The organism is Vannielia sp. SX4 (assembly GCF_052828525.1).
Window position 1 is genome coordinate 360,687 of sequence record NZ_CM128247.1, and the last position, 15,423, is coordinate 376,109.

A 15,423-nucleotide genomic window follows, 5' to 3' on the forward strand; every position below is an offset into this window, starting at 1 on the left:
AACAGAAATGGCTGAGAAAAAGAGAGGCCTGGGCCGTGGGTTGTCTGCCTTGATGGCCGATGTCGCTCCGAGGGATGAAAGCTCATCTGTGCCGACAGCAGCTGAACGCCGTCTGCCAATCGAACGTGTTGAGCCGAACCCGGAACAACCGCGCCGCGACTTTGAAATGGAACCACTTCAGGAGCTGGCCGATTCGATCCGAGAGCACGGTATCATTCAGCCTCTTATAGTTCGTGAAAATATAATCAAATCAGGTACTTACCAGATTGTAGCAGGTGAGCGACGGTGGCGGGCGGCGCAGATGGCGCAGCTTCATGAGGTGCCGGTAATCATCCGTGACTTTTCAGACGAAGAGGTTCTTGAAGTCGCAATCATCGAAAACATCCAGCGCGAAGATCTCAACCCGATCGATGAAGCCCATGGATATCGCCAATTGGTCGAGCGGTTCGGGCATACACAAGAACATTTGGCTAAAGCACTGGGCAAAAGCAGGAGCCACCTAGCCAACCTCATGCGGCTCCTTCAGTTGCCGGAAGACGTTCAGCGATTGCTTCGCGATGGCCGGCTTTCATCCGGACATGCCCGCGCACTAATCACCTCCGAAAATGCCTCTGAACTCGCTCGCACGGTCGTTCAAAAAGGGCTGTCGGTTCGCGACACTGAGAAACTTGCCAAAGGTGGTGCCCAGTCAAAGCGGCAATCAAAGCAAAGCCCATCTAAAGATGCAGATACCAAAGCGCTGGAGAATGACCTTTCGGCTAACCTTGGCTTGAAAGTCTCAATAGAGCACGCTGCGAACGGATCTGGTAAAATGCTTCTATCGTACCGAGATCTGGACGATCTGGACGCCCTATGCCGCGTTCTCACAGCTACGCCTCTGGACGTGTCCAGATAAACAGCATGACGCAGCTTAAGGTAACGCCCTGAATAATCAGGATTTCTGAGGCAAGCTGAAAGCCAACAGAGATGCTGAATACCAATGCCACCGACAGTGTTGCGGCAACTTTCGCTGAACGGCTGATTGCGCCTTTGTTCTGCCAGTTCTCAATCATCGGCCCAAAGGATCGGTGGCTGACGAGCCAGCGGTGAAGCCGATCTGACGAACGGGCGAAGCAGAATCCAGCCAGCAGAACGAACGGAACTGTCGGAAGCAAGGGTAGTAACACCCCCAATAAGCCCAATAGAAGCGCGAGCGATCCAGCGAGTCCCCACAGGGCCCGCATGTCACACTATGAGCTCGCGGATCACGGCATTGAGCACCATTCTGCCGCGTTGGGTGGCTCGAATCCGGTCTCCCCGTATCATGATGAGTTCCTCCTGCGCGAGGCCGTGCAACTTGGTGTGGTCGAGAGCTATGCCACCCAGTGCCTCAAACCGCTCAAGCGAAATACCGTCATTAATCCGAAGGCCCATCATGAGGTACTCGGACGCCTGCTCGGCACCAGAAATCACCTCGCGCGACTCTACAGATCCCTCAGCCTGTTTCATCAACCAAGACGAGGGCATTGTTGATGCAACCGTCGCCAATTTCTGCCCATCGAGCGTGAGCCTTCCGTGAGCTCCTGGGCCAATACCGGCATAGTCGCCATACCTCCAGTAAATGAGATTATGCCGCGACTCAGACCCTTTTTCAGCATGGTTAGAAACTTCATAGGCTGACAATCCAACGCTAGAAGTCATCTCTTGAGTTAGCTCATACATGTCCGCCCCGAGGTCGTCATCAGGCAGCCCACTGAGCTTTCCGACAGCATAGCGATCACCGAATGCGGTGCCGGGTTCGATGGTCAACTGATAGAGCGAGAGATGATCTGCAGAGAGCTCAAGCGCCTCATCTAGTTCTTCCCTCCATGCATCGAAGGTCTGATGCTGCCGGGCATAGATCAAATCAAAACTCACACGGTTGAAATGAGACTTTGCCACTGCGATCGCAGTCTTGGCCTGCGCCACATCATGCAGTCTTCCCAGCGCCCGAAGGTCGTCGTCACGAAGGGACTGTATTCCAAGGGACACCCGGTTCACGCCGGCCTCTGCATAGCCTGCAAAACGCCGAGCTTCGACTGAGGAAGGGTTTGCCTCGAGTGTTATCTCGATGTCGTTGGCTTTAGGCCAATACAGACCGATCTCGGCGAGGATTGCAGCCACCGTATCGGGCTCCATGAGCGAGGGGGTGCCACCACCGAAGTAAACAGAGTTGAGCACTCGCCCTTCGGTTTCGGCTCCGATCCGGGCAATTTCTCGCAGATAGGCTTCCCGCCATGCGGCGTGATCGATCCTTGAGGACACATGTGAGTTGAAGTCGCAGTAAGGGCACTTGGCGGCGCAGAACGGCCAATGAATATACAGGCCGAAGCCGCCGTGCTGCCAGTCAGCGAGCAAAGCAACCTGCAACGAGCTTGTCGAAAGCTTTGGTTCGATGCGCGAGCGGCGCCTTTTGCTCTGGCGCCATCTCGCCAAAGGTCAGGTTCTGGCCTTCCGGCAGGAACACGGGATCAAACCCAAAGCCGCGATCACCGCGCATTGGCCAAACGAGCTGGCCCTCTGCCACGCCTTCAAAAACTTCGTCATGCCCGTCGGGCCACGCTAGGCAGAGCGTGGCTTTGAACCTCGCCAATCGCGGCTCGGGAGCCGAGATACTCTCACACTCGTCCCAGACTTTGGTCATCGCGAGAACAAAATCTCTGCCACCCGGTGTTTCGGCCCAATCAGCAGTAAACACACCCGGTCTGCCGCCAAGGGCATCCACCTCGATACCGCTATCGTCCGCGAGGGCAGGCAGGTTGGATGCCTTAGCGGCGAAGTGCGCTTTGATACGCGCGTTGCCGGCAAAGGTGGTTTCAGTCTCTTCAGGTTCTTCCAAACCAAGCGAACCCGCGCTCACAACTTCAACGTCAAACGGAGCCAAGAGAGTAGAGATCTCCCGCAGCTTTCCAGCATTGTGGGTCGCGATAACCAGCTTGTTGTCGTCAAACTTGCGCAACTACTACCCCTCCACTGCGGACTTCTGTGCTGCGACCAACTGAGCGACGCCCGCCTCAGCGAGATCCATCAACGCGTCCAGCTCAGAACGCGCAAAAGTTGCACCTTCTGCGCTTGCCTGAACCTCAATCAGTTTGCCGGAACCGGTCATCACGAAATTGCCATCGGTGCCCGCTTCGCTGTCTTCCGCATAGTCGAGGTCCACTACGGGTTGGCCCGCGTAGATCCCGCAACTGACGGCGGCGACATGATCGAGGATCGGATTGGTCTTCACGAGACCGGCTGCCATGAGCTTTTTGACCGCAAGACTCAGCGCGACCCAGCCACCGGTGATGGAGGCGCAGCGCGTTCCGCCGTCAGCCTGGATCACATCACAGTCGATTTGAATCTGACGCTCGCCTAGCGCCTGAAAATCAACTCCAGCACGGAGCGAGCGACCAATAAGCCGCTGAATTTCTTGGGTTCTTCCGCTCTGGCCGTTCTTGGCTTCACGACGCATACGGCTGTGGGTGGCCCGTGGGAGCATGCCGTACTCTGCCGTTACCCAACCCTTCCCGCTGTTCTTCAAGAAGGGCGGAACACGCTCCTCTACTGTCGCGGTACAAATGACGTGAGTCTCGCCGCATTTGATCAAGCATGAGCCTTCCGCGTAGCGCGTGACTTCAGTTTCAATCTCGATCGGGCGCATATCGCTAAGGGCGCGGCCGGAAGGGCGCATGTTCAGTCCTCCTCATGGATCGCCCCGTCTTGGCCCCGACAGCCAGCGGACGCAAGCAAGATTGACCTTTCCCGTGCTGCGTCCCTATCTAAACCCCATGAATGACGCCGGAAAACTTCTGGAAGAGATGAACGATCGCTCCCGCGAGGTCTTCCGCCGCGTGGTCGAGAGCTATCTGGCAACAGGTGAGCCTGTTGGCTCAAGAACACTCACCCGCGTGCTGGAAGAGAAGGTCTCTGCCGCCACGATCCGAAATGTCATGCAGGACTTGGAGTATCTTGGGCTCTTGAATAGCCCCCACGTGAGCGCTGGCCGGGTGCCGACTCAGCAAGGCTTGCGCATGTTTGTCGATGGATTGCTCGAAGTGCGCGATCTGGGTGTGGAAGACCGTGAGAAGATTGATGCCACCCTCGGCACGAACTCTTCAGACGTTTCCAGTCTTCTCTCTCGCGTCGGGTCAGCGCTTTCGGGAACCACGCAAGTTGCCAGCCTCGTTCTGGCGCCCAAGCATGAGGCTGAAATCAAACACATCGAGTTTGTTCAGCTCGGTCCGGAGCGGGCCCTTGTGGTTCTGGTTTTCTCGGATGGTCATGTAGAGAACCGGGTCTTTACGCCGCCGCCCGGCCAAACCCCCTCTTCCATGAGAGAGGCAGCCAACTTCTTGAATTCATTCGCAGAGGGGCATTCTCTTTCAGAGATGCGCGGAGTAATCCAGCGAGAGATTGGCCTACGTCGGCAGGAGATCGATGCCTTGGCGGCAGAACTTGTTGCCGAGGGAACCGCAATTTGGGAGGCGCAAGGCGAGCCGCATGAACGCCTCGTGGTCCGTGGCCGCGCAAACCTGCTGGCCGAATCGGAGCCAGAAGAGCTGGACCGCATACGGACTCTGTTCGATGACCTTGAGCGGAAGCGCGATATCGCAGAGTTCCTCGAGCTCACCGACGAGGGTGAGGGTGTGCGCATTTTTATCGGCTCCGAGAACAAGCTGTTCTCACTTTCGGGTTCATCTTTGGTGGTTTCTCCTTATATGAATGCCGACCGGAAGATCATCGGCGCCGTAGGTGTGATCGGGCCGACGAGGCTCAACTATGGCCGGATCGTTCCAATCGTGGATTATACCGCGCAGCTTGTCGGAAAGCTGATCGCGGATCGAGGCAAAGGGTAAGACATGGCAGATCCGAAGCAGGAACCCGAAGAGCTCATCGACATTGACGCGCTCGCCGATGAAGACAGCGAGGCGGTGGAATTGGACGAGCTCGAGATCCTCCGCGCTGAGCGTGATGAAATGCGTGACCGGTTCATGCGCGCACTGGCGGATGCTGAAAACGCTCGCAAGCGCGGTGAACGGGACCGCCGGGAAGCGGAGCAATACGGCGGCTCCAAGCTCGCCCGTGACATGCTACCCGTCTATGACAACCTGAAGCGCGCGCTTGACGCGGCGGGCGACCATGAGGGACGTAGCGAGAGCATGTCCGCCCTGATGGAGGGTGTTGAGCTGACCATGCGCGAGTTGCTGAACATCTTCGAAAAACATGGCATCAGCCGTATTTCTCCAGAAGTGGGCGACAAGTTCGACCCGCAGCTGCACCAGGCGATGTTCGAGGCTCCCCTGCCCGACACCAAGCAGGGAGATATCATTCAGGTCGCTGCCGAGGGTTTCATGCTCTATGATCGCCTCTTGCGCCCAGCACAGGTTGGTGTGAGCTCCAACCCCGGTTAACTCTTATGCTGGGCCGGATGTCTCAGTCGGCCAAACGTTTCAACTCATAGATAACCTCAAGCGCCTCTCGAGGCGTCAGCTCGTCGGGTAGCACCTCGGCGAGCTTTTCTTTGAGCGCGTTATGCTCAGCCGTCTTCGGCAATGCAGACTGTTTCGGCATTGCGGCGAAGAGCGGCAGATCATCGATGAGCTTTGACTTGTCGCCACCTTCCCGTTCGCCTTTCTCCAATTGCTCCAAGACCATTCGAGCGCGGGAAACCACTGCTTCCGGAAGCCCGGCCAACTTCGCGACCTGAACGCCGTAGCTCGCTTCTGCCGCACCCATCCTCACCTCGTGGAGGAAGATAACGTCTCCATCCCACTCCTTCACCGCCACGGTCGCATTTTCTGCGCCTTCGAGCTTGGCGCTCAGCGCTGTCATCTCATGGTAATGTGTCGCGAAAAGAGCCCGAGACTGATTTACGTCGTGCAGGTGCTCCATTACCGCCCAAGCAATGGAAAGGCCGTCGTAGGTTGCGGTTCCCCGACCGATCTCGTCCAGAATCACCAGGCTCCGGTCGTCGGCCTGGTTCAGGATCGCGGCAGTTTCGACCATCTCAACCATGAAGGTCGACCGGCCACGCGCGAGGTCATCCGCAGCTCCGACCCTTGAGAACAGGCTTGAAACAATACCAACATGCGCGCGTTTGGCTGGCACGTAGCTTCCAGCTTGTGCGAGCAGAGCGATTAGCGCGTTCTGACGAAGGAAGGTCGACTTACCCGCCATATTCGGTCCAGTCAGCAACCAGATGTGCGCACCGTCTGCACCGTCAGACAATCCACAGTCGTTCGCTACGAAGGATTGACCGCCTTCACGACGAAGCGCGGCTTCCACTACGGGGTGACGACCAGCTTCGACTTCAAGGGCACGGCCTTCATCAACTTCTGGTCGGACCCACCCTTCTCCGCTGGCCAGATCAGCAAATGCACAAGCCAGATCGAGTTCTGCAAGAGCCCGCGCCGCGCCGCCCACGTTGGCAGATGCATCCAAAACAGCTTCTCTCAGGTCAGAGTAGAGGCGTTTCTCGATTTCCAGCGAGCGCCCGGCTGCGTTCAGAATCCGCGTTTCAAGCTCACTCAGTTCTACGGTCGTGAACCGTATCGCGTTGGCCGTGGTTTGGCGGTGGATGAAGGTCTCAGAAAGCGGTGGCTTCATCATCTTGTCGGCGTGTGTTGCCGTGGTTTCGATGAAGTATCCAAGGACGTTGTTATGCTTGATCTTGAGGGCGGATATCCCTGTCTTCTCACAGAACTCCGCCTGCATGCGCGCAATTACTCCGCGACCCTCGTCACGGAGGGTGCGAGCCTCGTCCAGCTCGGCATTGTAACCGGTGGCAATGAACCCACCGTCGCGCGCCAGCAATGGCGGTTCCGCGACCAACGCTGCATCCAGCAAATCAGCCAGCTCTGTATGCCCTCGGAGGGCGTCCGCGGCCTCGGTCACAAGCTCCGGCAACTCGCCGATCAGCGACGTCGCCAGCAATTCAGCCTGTGCCAGCCCATTTCGAACGGCAGCCAAATCGCGCGGCCCGCCCCGGTCGAGTGCCAGTCGCGAGAGTGCCCTGTCCATATCAGGCACGCGGCGAAGCGCATCGCGTAGCTGCTCCCTGCGCCCGAATTCCATCGCCCATTGGACCGTGTCGAGACGCCGTTGGATTTCTGACAATTCACGGGACGGCGACGAAATCCGCCGTTCGAGCAAACGACCACCGCCAGCGGTAAGCGTTCGGTCGACTGCGGCGATCAGGCTCCCTTCGCGGCCCCCGCTCAGACTGCGGGTCAGCTCAAGATTTCGCCGGGTGGCGGCGTCGATCTGCATGACACCGCCCATATCCTCAGACACCGGAGGGCGCAGTAGCGGCAGTTGGCCCTTTTGGGTGAGTTCCAAATAGGCGACGATTGCGCCGAGCGCTGCAAGATCTGCGCGGCCGAAGGTGCCGAAGGCATCCAGCGTCTTTACCCCGAGGGCGACGCAGAGCCGCGCTTTTCCGCTCTCGCTGTCAAAGCTCTCTGCGGAGGCCAAAGTGGGTGCACCACCAAGATCAGACACTATTTCAGCCCAAAAACCTTCTGAGCGCTCGCTTAGCAACACCTCGCGCGGCATCAGCCTTGCCAGTTGCGGCCCCAGCATCTCGGACCCGCAGCGCACGACCCTAAAGGCCCCTGTCGAAATGTCGACCCATGCCAACGCGCCCTCTCCGCGTACATCTGCATAGGCAGCCAGATAGTTGTGGCGTCGCGGCTCAAGCAGGCTTTCCTCAGTCAACGTACCGGGCGTGACCAACCGCACGACCTCGCGACGCACCACCGCCTTATATCCGCGCTTCTTGGCTTCTTCCGGGCTTTCCATCTGCTCACACACGGCAACCCGGAAGCCCTTCCGAATGAGCGTCAGTAGGTAACTCTCGGCGGCATGAACTGGCACACCGCACATCGGGATGTCGTCCCCGTCGTGTTTGCCGCGCTTCGTTAGTGCGATATCGAGTGCTTCTGCCGCCGCCACCGCGTCGTCAAAAAACATCTCGTAAAAGTCGCCCATTCGGTAAAACAGCAGCGCGCCCGGATGATCTGCCTTGATCTCCAGGTACTGCGCCATCATCGGTGTGACTGCTGCTGAACTCACACTTGCCCCCGCCTGCTGATTTGGCGGACCATAGCCCCAGCGCATGGGAGGAAAAACCCCCGGTGGACGTCACGTCACCGCCGGATTAAGACGCGCGGCGCAAGGAGGAAAGACATGGCCAAATCCCGCATCACGCCCGAAGAGGCGCTGAGCTTCCATCTAGAGCCGCGCCCCGGCAAGCTCGAGATCAATGCCACGGTGGCCATGACCACTCAGCGCGATCTGTCGCTGGCCTATTCTCCGGGCGTTGCCGTGCCGGTAGAGGCCATCGCCGAGAACCCGGCTGCCGCTTACGACTACACCTCAAAGGGCAACCTCGTCGCGGTCATCTCCAACGGCACCGCGATCCTCGGCCTCGGCAACCTCGGTGCGCTGGCCTCCAAGCCGGTGATGGAGGGCAAGGCCGTGCTCTTCAAGCGCTTCGCCGACATCGATTCGATCGACCTTGAGCTCGATACCGAAGACGCGCAGGAGTTCATCAACGCGGTCAAACTGATGGGCCCCTCCTTCGGCGGCATCAACCTTGAGGACATCAAGGCGCCCGAGTGTTTCATCATTGAGCAGCAGCTCAAGGAGTTGATGGACATTCCTGTGTTTCACGACGACCAGCACGGCACCGCCGTGATCTGCGCCGCCGGCCTCATCAATGCGCTCCACATCTCCGGCAAGAAGATCGAGGATGTTCGCATCGTGCTCAACGGCGCCGGCGCGGCGGGCATCGCCTGCCTCGAGCTGCTCAAGTCGATGGGCGCGCGGCATGACAACTGCATCATGTGCGACACCAAGGGCGTGATCTACCAGGGCCGCACCGAGGGCATGAACCAGTGGAAATCGGCCCACGCCGTCAAGACCGACCTGCGCGAGCTGAAGGAGGCAATGGTGGGGGCAGACGTGTTTCTCGGCGTTTCCGCCAAGGGAGCAGTGACCCAAGAGATGGTGATAAGCATGGCCGAGAACCCGGTCATCTTCGCCATGGCCAACCCCGATCCCGAGATCACCCCCGAAGAGGCCCATGAGGTTCGCCCCGATGCGATCGTGGCAACCGGCCGCAGTGACTACCCCAACCAAGTCAACAATGTCCTGGGCTTTCCCTATCTCTTCCGCGGCGCGCTCGATATCCACGCCCGTGCCATCAACGACGGCATGAAGATCGCTTGCGCCGAGGCTCTAGCCGAGCTCGCTCGCGCCGATGTGCCCGATGAGGTCGCCATGGCCTATGGCCGCAAGCTCAGCTTTGGGCGCGATTACATCATCCCCACGCCTTTTGATCCTCGTCTCATCCACATAGTCCCGCCCGCTGTGGCACGCGCAGGCATGGATACCAGCGTCGCTCGCCGCCCGATCGTCGACATGGATACCTACGAGGCGAACCTGAAAGCCAGGATGGACCCGACCGCCTCGATCCTCCGGTCAATCCACGCCCGTGCCAGGAATGCTCAGGCCCGAATGATCTTTGCCGAGGGCGATGACGTCCGCGTGCTCCGTGCCGCTGTTGCCTATCAGCGGCAGGGATGTGGAAAGGCGCTAATTGTTGGACGCGCCGAAGATGTGAAGGAACGCCTTGAAGGGGCTGGGCTTGGTGATGCTGTCCGTGAGTTGGAGGTAGTGAACGCCGCCAACACCGTTCATCTCGATCACTACAAGGACTTTCTCTATTCACGCCTGCAACGCCGCGGGATTGACCGGCAAGACGTTCACCGCCTCGCCGCCCGGGATCGCCACGTGTTCGGTGCGCTCATGTTGGCCCACGGCCACGGTGACGGGCTGGTAACGGGCGCTACCCGTAAGTCGGCTCATGCGCTGCAACTGGTCGGCAATGTCTTCGACGTCACGCCCGAATCTGGAGCGGTGGCTGTGACGGCCCTGCTTCACCGAGGGCGGATCGTGTTGATCGGGGACACTCTGGTGCACGAGTGGCCCGACGAAGAAGACTTGGCTAACATCGCTGAGCGCGGCGCCGCGGTGGCGCGCTCACTCGGCTTGGAACCCCGTGTCGCGTTTCTGTCATTCTCGACCTTCGGGTATCCGGTGTCGGAACGGGCGGAAAAGATGCATCTGGCGCCACAAGTTCTTGATCGCCGGGCCGTGGATTTTGAGTACGACGGCGAAATGACGGTCGACGTGGCGATGAACCGCGACCAGATGGCCAACTACCCCTTCTGCCGCCTAACTGGCCCGGCCAATGTGCTTGTGGTGCCTGCTCGTCATTCCGCCTCGATTTCGACGAAACTGATGCAGGAGATGGCAGGTGCTACCGTGATCGGCCCGATCCTCACCGGCATCGACAAGTCGATCCAGATCTGCTCGACAACCTCGACCGCGAGCGACATTCTTAACATGGCCGTGCTTGCGGCAGCCAAGATCGGATAAGGCAGGGCGTAGCGTGACAGTCTACAATTTCGGCTCGATCAACCGCGACCTCATCCACGAGGTTCCGCACATGCCAGCACCTGGCGAGACTCTTGCCGCCACGCGCTTTTCCGTTGGACTCGGCGGCAAGGGCGCCAATCAGTCGGTCGCCTGCGCGAAGGCCGGGGCAAAGACGGTCCACATAGGTGCCGTGGGAAAGGACGACAGCTGGGCGACAGGCCAACTCGAGGATTTCGGGGTTGATATTAGCCAGATCCGTCGGGTGGAGTCCGAAACCGGCCACGCCGTGATCTATGTCGATGTAACGGGCGAGAACTCGATTGTCATCGAGCATGGCGCCAACGTTGAACAGTCTCTCGAGTCGGTCGAGTCTGCGCTCTCTGAGGCAGTATCTGGCGACATTCTGCTGTTACAGAACGAGACCCCTTTCACTGAAGAAACCGCAAAGCTTGGCCGAAACAGAGACCTCTTCGTCATCTATTCCGCTGCCCCCTTTGTGCCCGATGCGGTGAGCGTCATGCTCCCGTACATCGATCTCCTGGTGATGAACCGCGGCGAATGCGAGGAACTGGAGCGCCGCAACCAGATGCCGCTTGCCGATATCCCGGTGCCTCACGTCCTGGTCACGCTGGGGGCCGACGGAGCAATCTGGCGCGACCAATCCGATGGCAGCGTCACGCACGTCGCAGCCCGCAAAGTCGAGGCCGTGGATACTACCGGCGCAGGCGATTGCTTCACAGGAGTCATCGCCGCCGCCCTTTCGGAGGGCAAGAGCCACAAGCAGGCGCTCGAAATGGCCACAGCCGCTGCCAGCATCCAAGTCACACGGCCCGGTGCAGCGCCTGCGATGCCATCCCGCGACGAGATTGACGCCGCGCTGTAGGGCGAAACCGGTCTCGCCTATCCGCCAGCAAACGGCGCTGCCGAGCCCCAAAGCTCTCGCACCCGCGCGTCGCGCCCGCATCCTTCACGATAAAGCTTGTAGGCATTGGCCTTCGACTTCGGCCCAAACCGGGTCAGGATGATATCACCCTGCTTGTAGTAATCCTGATGATAAGCCTCCGCCGGGTAGAAGGCGCTTTCGTCCAGTACCGGTGTTACAACCTTGGCCCCAAGCGCCTTTTGTGCATCCCGCAACGCGGCCTCGACGGCTTGCTTTTCGGAAGAGTTGGAGACAAATATCGCGGTCCGATAGCTCTCGCCCCGGTCGCAAAACTGGCCGCCCGCATCGGTCGGATCCACGCTGCGGAGGAAGCTGTGCAGGATCTGGTCGTATGAGACAACGGCCGGGTCGTACCTCACCTGAACCGCCTCGTAGTGCCCCGTTCCGCCGCGCACGACTTGCTTGTAGGTCGGGTTCGCCACGCTCCCGCCGGTGAAACCCGAGATCACCTCTTCGACGCCCTTCACCTTCTCGAAGTCCGCCTCAACGCACCAGAAGCAGCCACCGGCCAGAACTGCCGTTTCGGTTGCCGCAGCCTTTGCCGGTGCGCAGTTCACCAAGATCCCCAGCGCCATCGCCAGGGCCAGAGCCATCGGTCGTCCGCGTTTCATCTTCATCAACATCGCCATTCCTCCTGTTGATCCGACCCTTGCCGCCACCCCCATGCTCGGTCCAATCACCGGCCCGTGACCTCACACCGTCTTTACCCTTGGAAACATTCGCGGCCCTGCCTAGCGTGGCGCCATGGATACCGAAGTCACCACCCACACCGCCGAGGACGACCCGCGCAACGAGTCGCTCCTCATCTGGCTGAACGGCCAGCTCAAGCCCCGCGCCGAGGCCCTCGTCAGCGTCTACGATTCCGGCTTCATGCTGGGCGATGGCGTCTGGGAGGGCCTGCGCCTCTATGATGGCCGCTGGGCCTTTGTCGACGAGCACATGGACCGTCTCTACGAGGCCGCCACGGCGATTGATCTCGACATCGGAATGACCCGGGATCAGCTCATTTCGGCAGTATCAGAGACACAACAGGCCAACGACATGACCACCGACGCCCATGCGCGCCTGATGGTCACCCGTGGCATCAAGACCCGGCCGTTTCAGCATCCGTCTCTCTCCCGCCAGGGCCCGACCGTGGCGATCATCATGGAGCACTCCAAGCCCTCCATCCCCCGCCCAATACGGCTTGCCACCGTCCCCCACCTGCGCGGCCTGCCGATGACGCAGGACCCCAAGCTAAATTCCCACAGCAAGCTCAACTGCATCCTCGCCTGCATCGCCGCCGAAAAGGCCGGCGCCGACGAGGCCCTCATGCTCGATGTCCATGGCTTCGTGAACACCACCAACGCCTGCAACTTCTTCATCGTCCGCCAGGGGGAGGTTTGGACCTCGACCGGCGATTACTGCATGAACGGCATCACTCGCCAGAAGGTGATCGACCTCTGCCATGCAAACGGCATCCCATGCCGCGAGAAGAACTACTCCCTCGTGGAGGCCTACTCTGCCGAGGAAGCATTCCTCACCGGCACCTTCGGCGCACAAACCCCCGTGGGCCAGATCGACGGCCGCACCATCGGCACCGGGCAGATGGGCCCGGTGACCACGCGCATCCGGGCGCTCTACAAGGAGCTGGTGACCCCATGAAAATTGCCATGTGGTCCGGCCCGCGCAATCTGTCGACCGCGATGATGTACGCCTTCGGCAACCGGGCCGATTTCCATGTGGTGGACGAGCCCTTCTATGGCCCCTACCTGCGGCTGACAGGTCTGGACCATCCGATGCGGAGCGAGATCCTCGCAAGCCGCCCCGAAAACACCGAAGAGGTCTCGGCGCAGCTTCTGGGCCCCATCCCCGGCGGCAGGCCTCACGCCTATCACAAGCACATGACCCAGCACATGATTCCGGGCGTGCCGAGGGGGTTCATGGGGTACTGCGTGAACGTCTTCCTGCTCCGCCATCCAGCCCGCGTTCTGGCAAGTTTTTCAGATAAGTATGAGGGCGTTACCGCCGACGATATCGGCTTTCGCCAGCAGGCGGAGCTCTACGATCACGTCCTGTCGCTCGGCCAGGCCCCGGTCGTCGTGGACAGCGCCGCTATCCGGCAGGACCCCGAAGGGATGCTGAGAAAACTCTGTGCCGCGATCGGGCTGCCCTGGGACCCGGCGATGCTGCGCTGGCCCAAGGGCGGCCACCCCTCCGACGGCGTCTGGGCCGCGCATTGGTATGCCTCGGTGCACGACAGCACCGGCTTCGCGGGGCCGGAAGGGCCCATGCCAACGGTTCGGCCCGAACTGCAGCACCTCGTCGAAGGGGCGATGCCGCACTACGAGCGACTGGGTGCCGTTGCCCTGAAGCCCTAGGCTTTCAGATATTTCGCCAGCTCCATCGCGGCGGCGGGATTTCCGGAAATCCTGAGCTTGCCCATGACCACGCCGGTCATCGGATTGAGCTCTCCCTTGAGCAGCTTCCTGAGGTGCTCGAGCGACAGTCTGATCGTGCAATCCGCGGGCCGGTCACCGACCGCCACCTCGCGGCCGTCTAGCACCATGATCCCGTCACTGCCGCAGTCGAACTTCAGGCTTCGCTCGTTCTCGCTGGCGGCAAGATGAGGGGCGATCTTGTCGGCGATCTCCTGCAGGGGGGTCGTCACTCTGGCGCTCCGGCTGTCTCTGGCAGCAACGAAGTGGCCCGCCGAAGCGGGCCAGATCAAGCGTAACGCGGCGTCCGACTAGCCTCTAACGCGTTGATTCCGCTTTGCGATCAGCTTCAGCCGCAGCGCGTTGAGCTGAATGAAGCCCTGCGCGTCCTTCTGGTCGTAGGCACCTGCGTCTTCCTCGAAGGTCACATGCGCCTCGGAGTAGAGCGAGTGATCCGACCACCGCGCAACCGTGCGGCAGAAGCCTTTGAACAGCATCAGCTTCACCGTTCCGATCACATGCTCTTGGCACTTGTCGATTGCGGCTTGGAGCATCTCGCGCTCGGGGCTGAACCAGAAGCCGTTGTAGATCAGCTCGGCATAGCGCGGCATTAGGCTGTCTTTCAGGTGCCCTGCGCCGCTGTCGAGAGTGATCTGCTCGATCCCCCGATGGGCTTCGAGCAGGATCGTGCCGCCCGGGGTCTCGTAAATCCCGCGGGATTTCATCCCGACAAACCGGTTTTCCACAAAATCCAGCCGCCCGATTCCGTGGCGCTTGCCGACCTCGTTGAGCTTGGTCAGGATCGTCGCCGGGCTCATCGCCTCGCCATTTATGCTGACGGCATCGCCCTTCTCGAAACCGATCTCGATGTATTCCGGCTCGTCCGGCGCGCTCGTCGGGTCATCCGTGCGCTGATACACGTATTCCGGTGCATCCTGTCCCGGGTCCTCCAGCACCTTGCCCTCACTAGAGGTGTGCAGAAGGTTCGCATCCACCGAGAATGGCGCCTCGCCACGCTTGTCCTTCGCAATCGGAATCTGGTGCGCTTCGGCAAACTCAATCAGCTTGGTGCGGCTTGTCAGGTCCCACTCGCGCCAAGGGGCGATCACCTTAATTTCTGGGTTCAGAGCATATGCGCTGAGTTCAAACCGGACCTGATCGTTGCCCTTACCCGTTGCACCATGAGCGACTGCATCGGCACCGGTTTCAGCAGCGATCTCGACAAGCCTTTTGGAGATCAGTGGGCGCGCAATGGATGTGCCGAGCAGATAGAGCCCTTCGTAAACCGCGTTGGCGCGGAACATTGGAAAGACGAAGTCGCGCACGAACTCTTCGCGCACATCTTCGATGAAGATGTTCCCGGGCTTCACACCCAGCATCTCGGCCTTCTTGCGCGCGGGCTCCAGCTCTTCACCCTGGCCCAAATCAGCAGTGAAGGTCACTACTTCACAGCCGATTTCAACCTCGAGCCACTTTAGGATGACCGAAGTATCAAGCCCGCCGCTGTAGGCGAGCACCACTTTTTTTGGTGCAGTCATTTGAGGTGCGCTCCGTCGCTTACGTTCAAGGCGGCGGTGTAGGCGGTTTCTCAGGTGAATCCAAGAGGTCGGCGGTCGT

The 15,423-nt window shown here is 60.0% G+C and carries 15 protein-coding genes; 7 read left to right on the plus strand and 8 right to left on the minus strand.

The genetic code is table 11. The features are described 5' to 3' along the window. Positions 1-7: 7 nt before the first annotated feature. On the plus strand, positions 8-895 hold the full coding sequence (locus ACUXVX_RS01825; protein WP_446310115.1) for a ParB/RepB/Spo0J family partition protein: 888 nt from the start codon (positions 8-10) through the stop codon (positions 893-895). On the opposite strand, the gene ACUXVX_RS01830 is transcribed toward ACUXVX_RS01825, so the two are convergent. The 4 genes from ACUXVX_RS01830 to rph are packed head-to-tail and all read right to left on the minus strand — an operon-like array spanning position 870 to position 3,694. Continuing rightward, complete coding sequence (locus ACUXVX_RS01830; protein ID WP_446310116.1) at positions 870-1,223, minus strand: YbaN family protein; 354 nt, start codon at positions 1,221-1,223, stop codon at positions 870-872. The genes ACUXVX_RS01825 and ACUXVX_RS01830 overlap by 26 nt on opposite strands. A gap of 1 nt (position 1,224) precedes the next feature. Then, positions 1,225-2,388 (minus strand): radical SAM family heme chaperone HemW, encoded by a 1,164-nt coding sequence (gene hemW, locus ACUXVX_RS01835; protein ID WP_446310117.1) that lies wholly within the window; start codon positions 2,386-2,388, stop codon positions 1,225-1,227. Then, positions 2,366-2,977 (minus strand): RdgB/HAM1 family non-canonical purine NTP pyrophosphatase, encoded by a 612-nt coding sequence (gene rdgB, locus ACUXVX_RS01840; protein WP_446310118.1) that lies wholly within the window; start codon positions 2,975-2,977, stop codon positions 2,366-2,368. Before rdgB ends, hemW begins: the two co-directional genes overlap by 23 nt. Before the next feature lie 3 nt (positions 2,978-2,980). Next, positions 2,981-3,694, minus strand: a complete 714-nt coding sequence (gene rph / locus ACUXVX_RS01845; protein WP_446310119.1) for a ribonuclease PH — start codon at positions 3,692-3,694, stop codon at positions 2,981-2,983. A gap of 97 nt (positions 3,695-3,791) precedes the next feature. On the opposite strand from rph, the gene hrcA reads away from it, so the two are divergent. Together hrcA and ACUXVX_RS01855 are read left to right on the plus strand one after the other, a co-directional pair. Next, positions 3,792-4,859 carry a heat-inducible transcriptional repressor HrcA gene (hrcA, locus tag ACUXVX_RS01850; protein ID WP_446310120.1) on the plus strand — a complete coding sequence of 356 codons (1,068 nt, stop codon included), beginning with the start codon at positions 3,792-3,794 and terminating at the stop codon, positions 4,857-4,859. Positions 4,860-4,862: 3 nt separating this feature from the next. Next, entirely contained in the window at positions 4,863-5,414 is a 552-nt protein-coding gene (locus ACUXVX_RS01855; protein WP_446310121.1) for a nucleotide exchange factor GrpE, read from the plus strand. 22 nt (positions 5,415-5,436) lie between these two features. Here the strand turns inward: ACUXVX_RS01855 and mutS are convergent, their stop codons facing one another. Beyond that, entirely contained in the window at positions 5,437-8,052 is a 2,616-nt protein-coding gene (gene mutS, locus ACUXVX_RS01860) for a DNA mismatch repair protein MutS (RefSeq protein WP_446310122.1), read from the minus strand. A gap of 138 nt (positions 8,053-8,190) precedes the next feature. On the opposite strand from mutS, the gene ACUXVX_RS01865 reads away from it, so the two are divergent. Then, complete coding sequence (locus tag ACUXVX_RS01865; RefSeq protein WP_446310123.1) at positions 8,191-10,446, plus strand: NADP-dependent malic enzyme; 2,256 nt, start codon at positions 8,191-8,193, stop codon at positions 10,444-10,446. 13 nt (positions 10,447-10,459) lie between these two features. Then, complete coding sequence (locus tag ACUXVX_RS01870; protein ID WP_446310124.1) at positions 10,460-11,329, plus strand: ribokinase; 870 nt, start codon at positions 10,460-10,462, stop codon at positions 11,327-11,329. A gap of 17 nt (positions 11,330-11,346) precedes the next feature. On the opposite strand, the gene msrA is transcribed toward ACUXVX_RS01870, so the two are convergent. Next, the gene (msrA, locus tag ACUXVX_RS01875) at positions 11,347-12,012 is read right to left on the minus strand and encodes a peptide-methionine (S)-S-oxide reductase MsrA (protein WP_446310125.1); all 666 of its coding nucleotides are present in this window, start codon (positions 12,010-12,012) and stop codon (positions 11,347-11,349) included. Between the two features lie 121 nt (positions 12,013-12,133). On the opposite strand from msrA, the gene ACUXVX_RS01880 reads away from it, so the two are divergent. Both ACUXVX_RS01880 and ACUXVX_RS01885 read left to right on the plus strand, forming a co-directional pair. Next, positions 12,134-13,033, plus strand: coding sequence for a D-amino acid aminotransferase (locus ACUXVX_RS01880; protein WP_446310126.1), 900 nt, complete (start codon positions 12,134-12,136; stop codon positions 13,031-13,033). Further along, complete coding sequence (locus ACUXVX_RS01885) at positions 13,030-13,749, plus strand: sulfotransferase-like domain-containing protein (RefSeq protein WP_446310127.1); 720 nt, start codon at positions 13,030-13,032, stop codon at positions 13,747-13,749. The genes ACUXVX_RS01880 and ACUXVX_RS01885 overlap by 4 nt, the downstream gene beginning before the upstream one ends. On the opposite strand, the gene ACUXVX_RS01890 is transcribed toward ACUXVX_RS01885, so the two are convergent. After that, positions 13,746-14,039, minus strand: a complete 294-nt coding sequence (locus ACUXVX_RS01890; RefSeq protein WP_446310128.1) for an SCP2 sterol-binding domain-containing protein — start codon at positions 14,037-14,039, stop codon at positions 13,746-13,748. The two genes, ACUXVX_RS01885 and ACUXVX_RS01890, sit on opposite strands and share 4 nt — an antisense overlap. A 78-nt stretch (positions 14,040-14,117) precedes the next feature. Next, on the minus strand, positions 14,118-15,344 hold the full coding sequence (locus ACUXVX_RS01895; RefSeq protein ID WP_446310129.1) for an argininosuccinate synthase: 1,227 nt from the start codon (positions 15,342-15,344) through the stop codon (positions 14,118-14,120). Positions 15,345-15,423: the final 79 nt, after the last annotated feature.

What these genes read in the sequence shown, in the direction of transcription:
- ACUXVX_RS01825 (WP_446310115.1), top strand. Translation starts at nt 8, where the DNA reads ATGGCTGAGAAAAAGAGAGGCCTGGGCCGTGGGTTGTCTGCCTTGATG.
- ACUXVX_RS01830 (WP_446310116.1), bottom strand. Translation starts at nt 1,223, where the DNA reads ATGCGGGCCCTGTGGGGACTCGCTGGATCGCTCGCGCTTCTATTGGGC.
- rph (WP_446310119.1), bottom strand. Translation starts at nt 3,694, where the DNA reads ATGCGCCCTTCCGGCCGCGCCCTTAGCGATATGCGCCCGATCGAGATT.
- hrcA (WP_446310120.1), top strand. Translation starts at nt 3,792, where the DNA reads ATGAATGACGCCGGAAAACTTCTGGAAGAGATGAACGATCGCTCCCGC.
- ACUXVX_RS01855 (WP_446310121.1), top strand. Translation starts at nt 4,863, where the DNA reads ATGGCAGATCCGAAGCAGGAACCCGAAGAGCTCATCGACATTGACGCG.
- mutS (WP_446310122.1), bottom strand. Translation starts at nt 8,052, where the DNA reads ATGATGGCGCAGTACCTGGAGATCAAGGCAGATCATCCGGGCGCGCTG.
- ACUXVX_RS01865 (WP_446310123.1), top strand. Translation starts at nt 8,191, where the DNA reads ATGGCCAAATCCCGCATCACGCCCGAAGAGGCGCTGAGCTTCCATCTA.
- msrA (WP_446310125.1), bottom strand. Translation starts at nt 12,012, where the DNA reads ATGTTGATGAAGATGAAACGCGGACGACCGATGGCTCTGGCCCTGGCG.
- ACUXVX_RS01880 (WP_446310126.1), top strand. Translation starts at nt 12,134, where the DNA reads ATGGATACCGAAGTCACCACCCACACCGCCGAGGACGACCCGCGCAAC.
- ACUXVX_RS01885 (WP_446310127.1), top strand. Translation starts at nt 13,030, where the DNA reads ATGAAAATTGCCATGTGGTCCGGCCCGCGCAATCTGTCGACCGCGATG.
- ACUXVX_RS01895 (WP_446310129.1), bottom strand. Translation starts at nt 15,344, where the DNA reads ATGACTGCACCAAAAAAAGTGGTGCTCGCCTACAGCGGCGGGCTTGAT.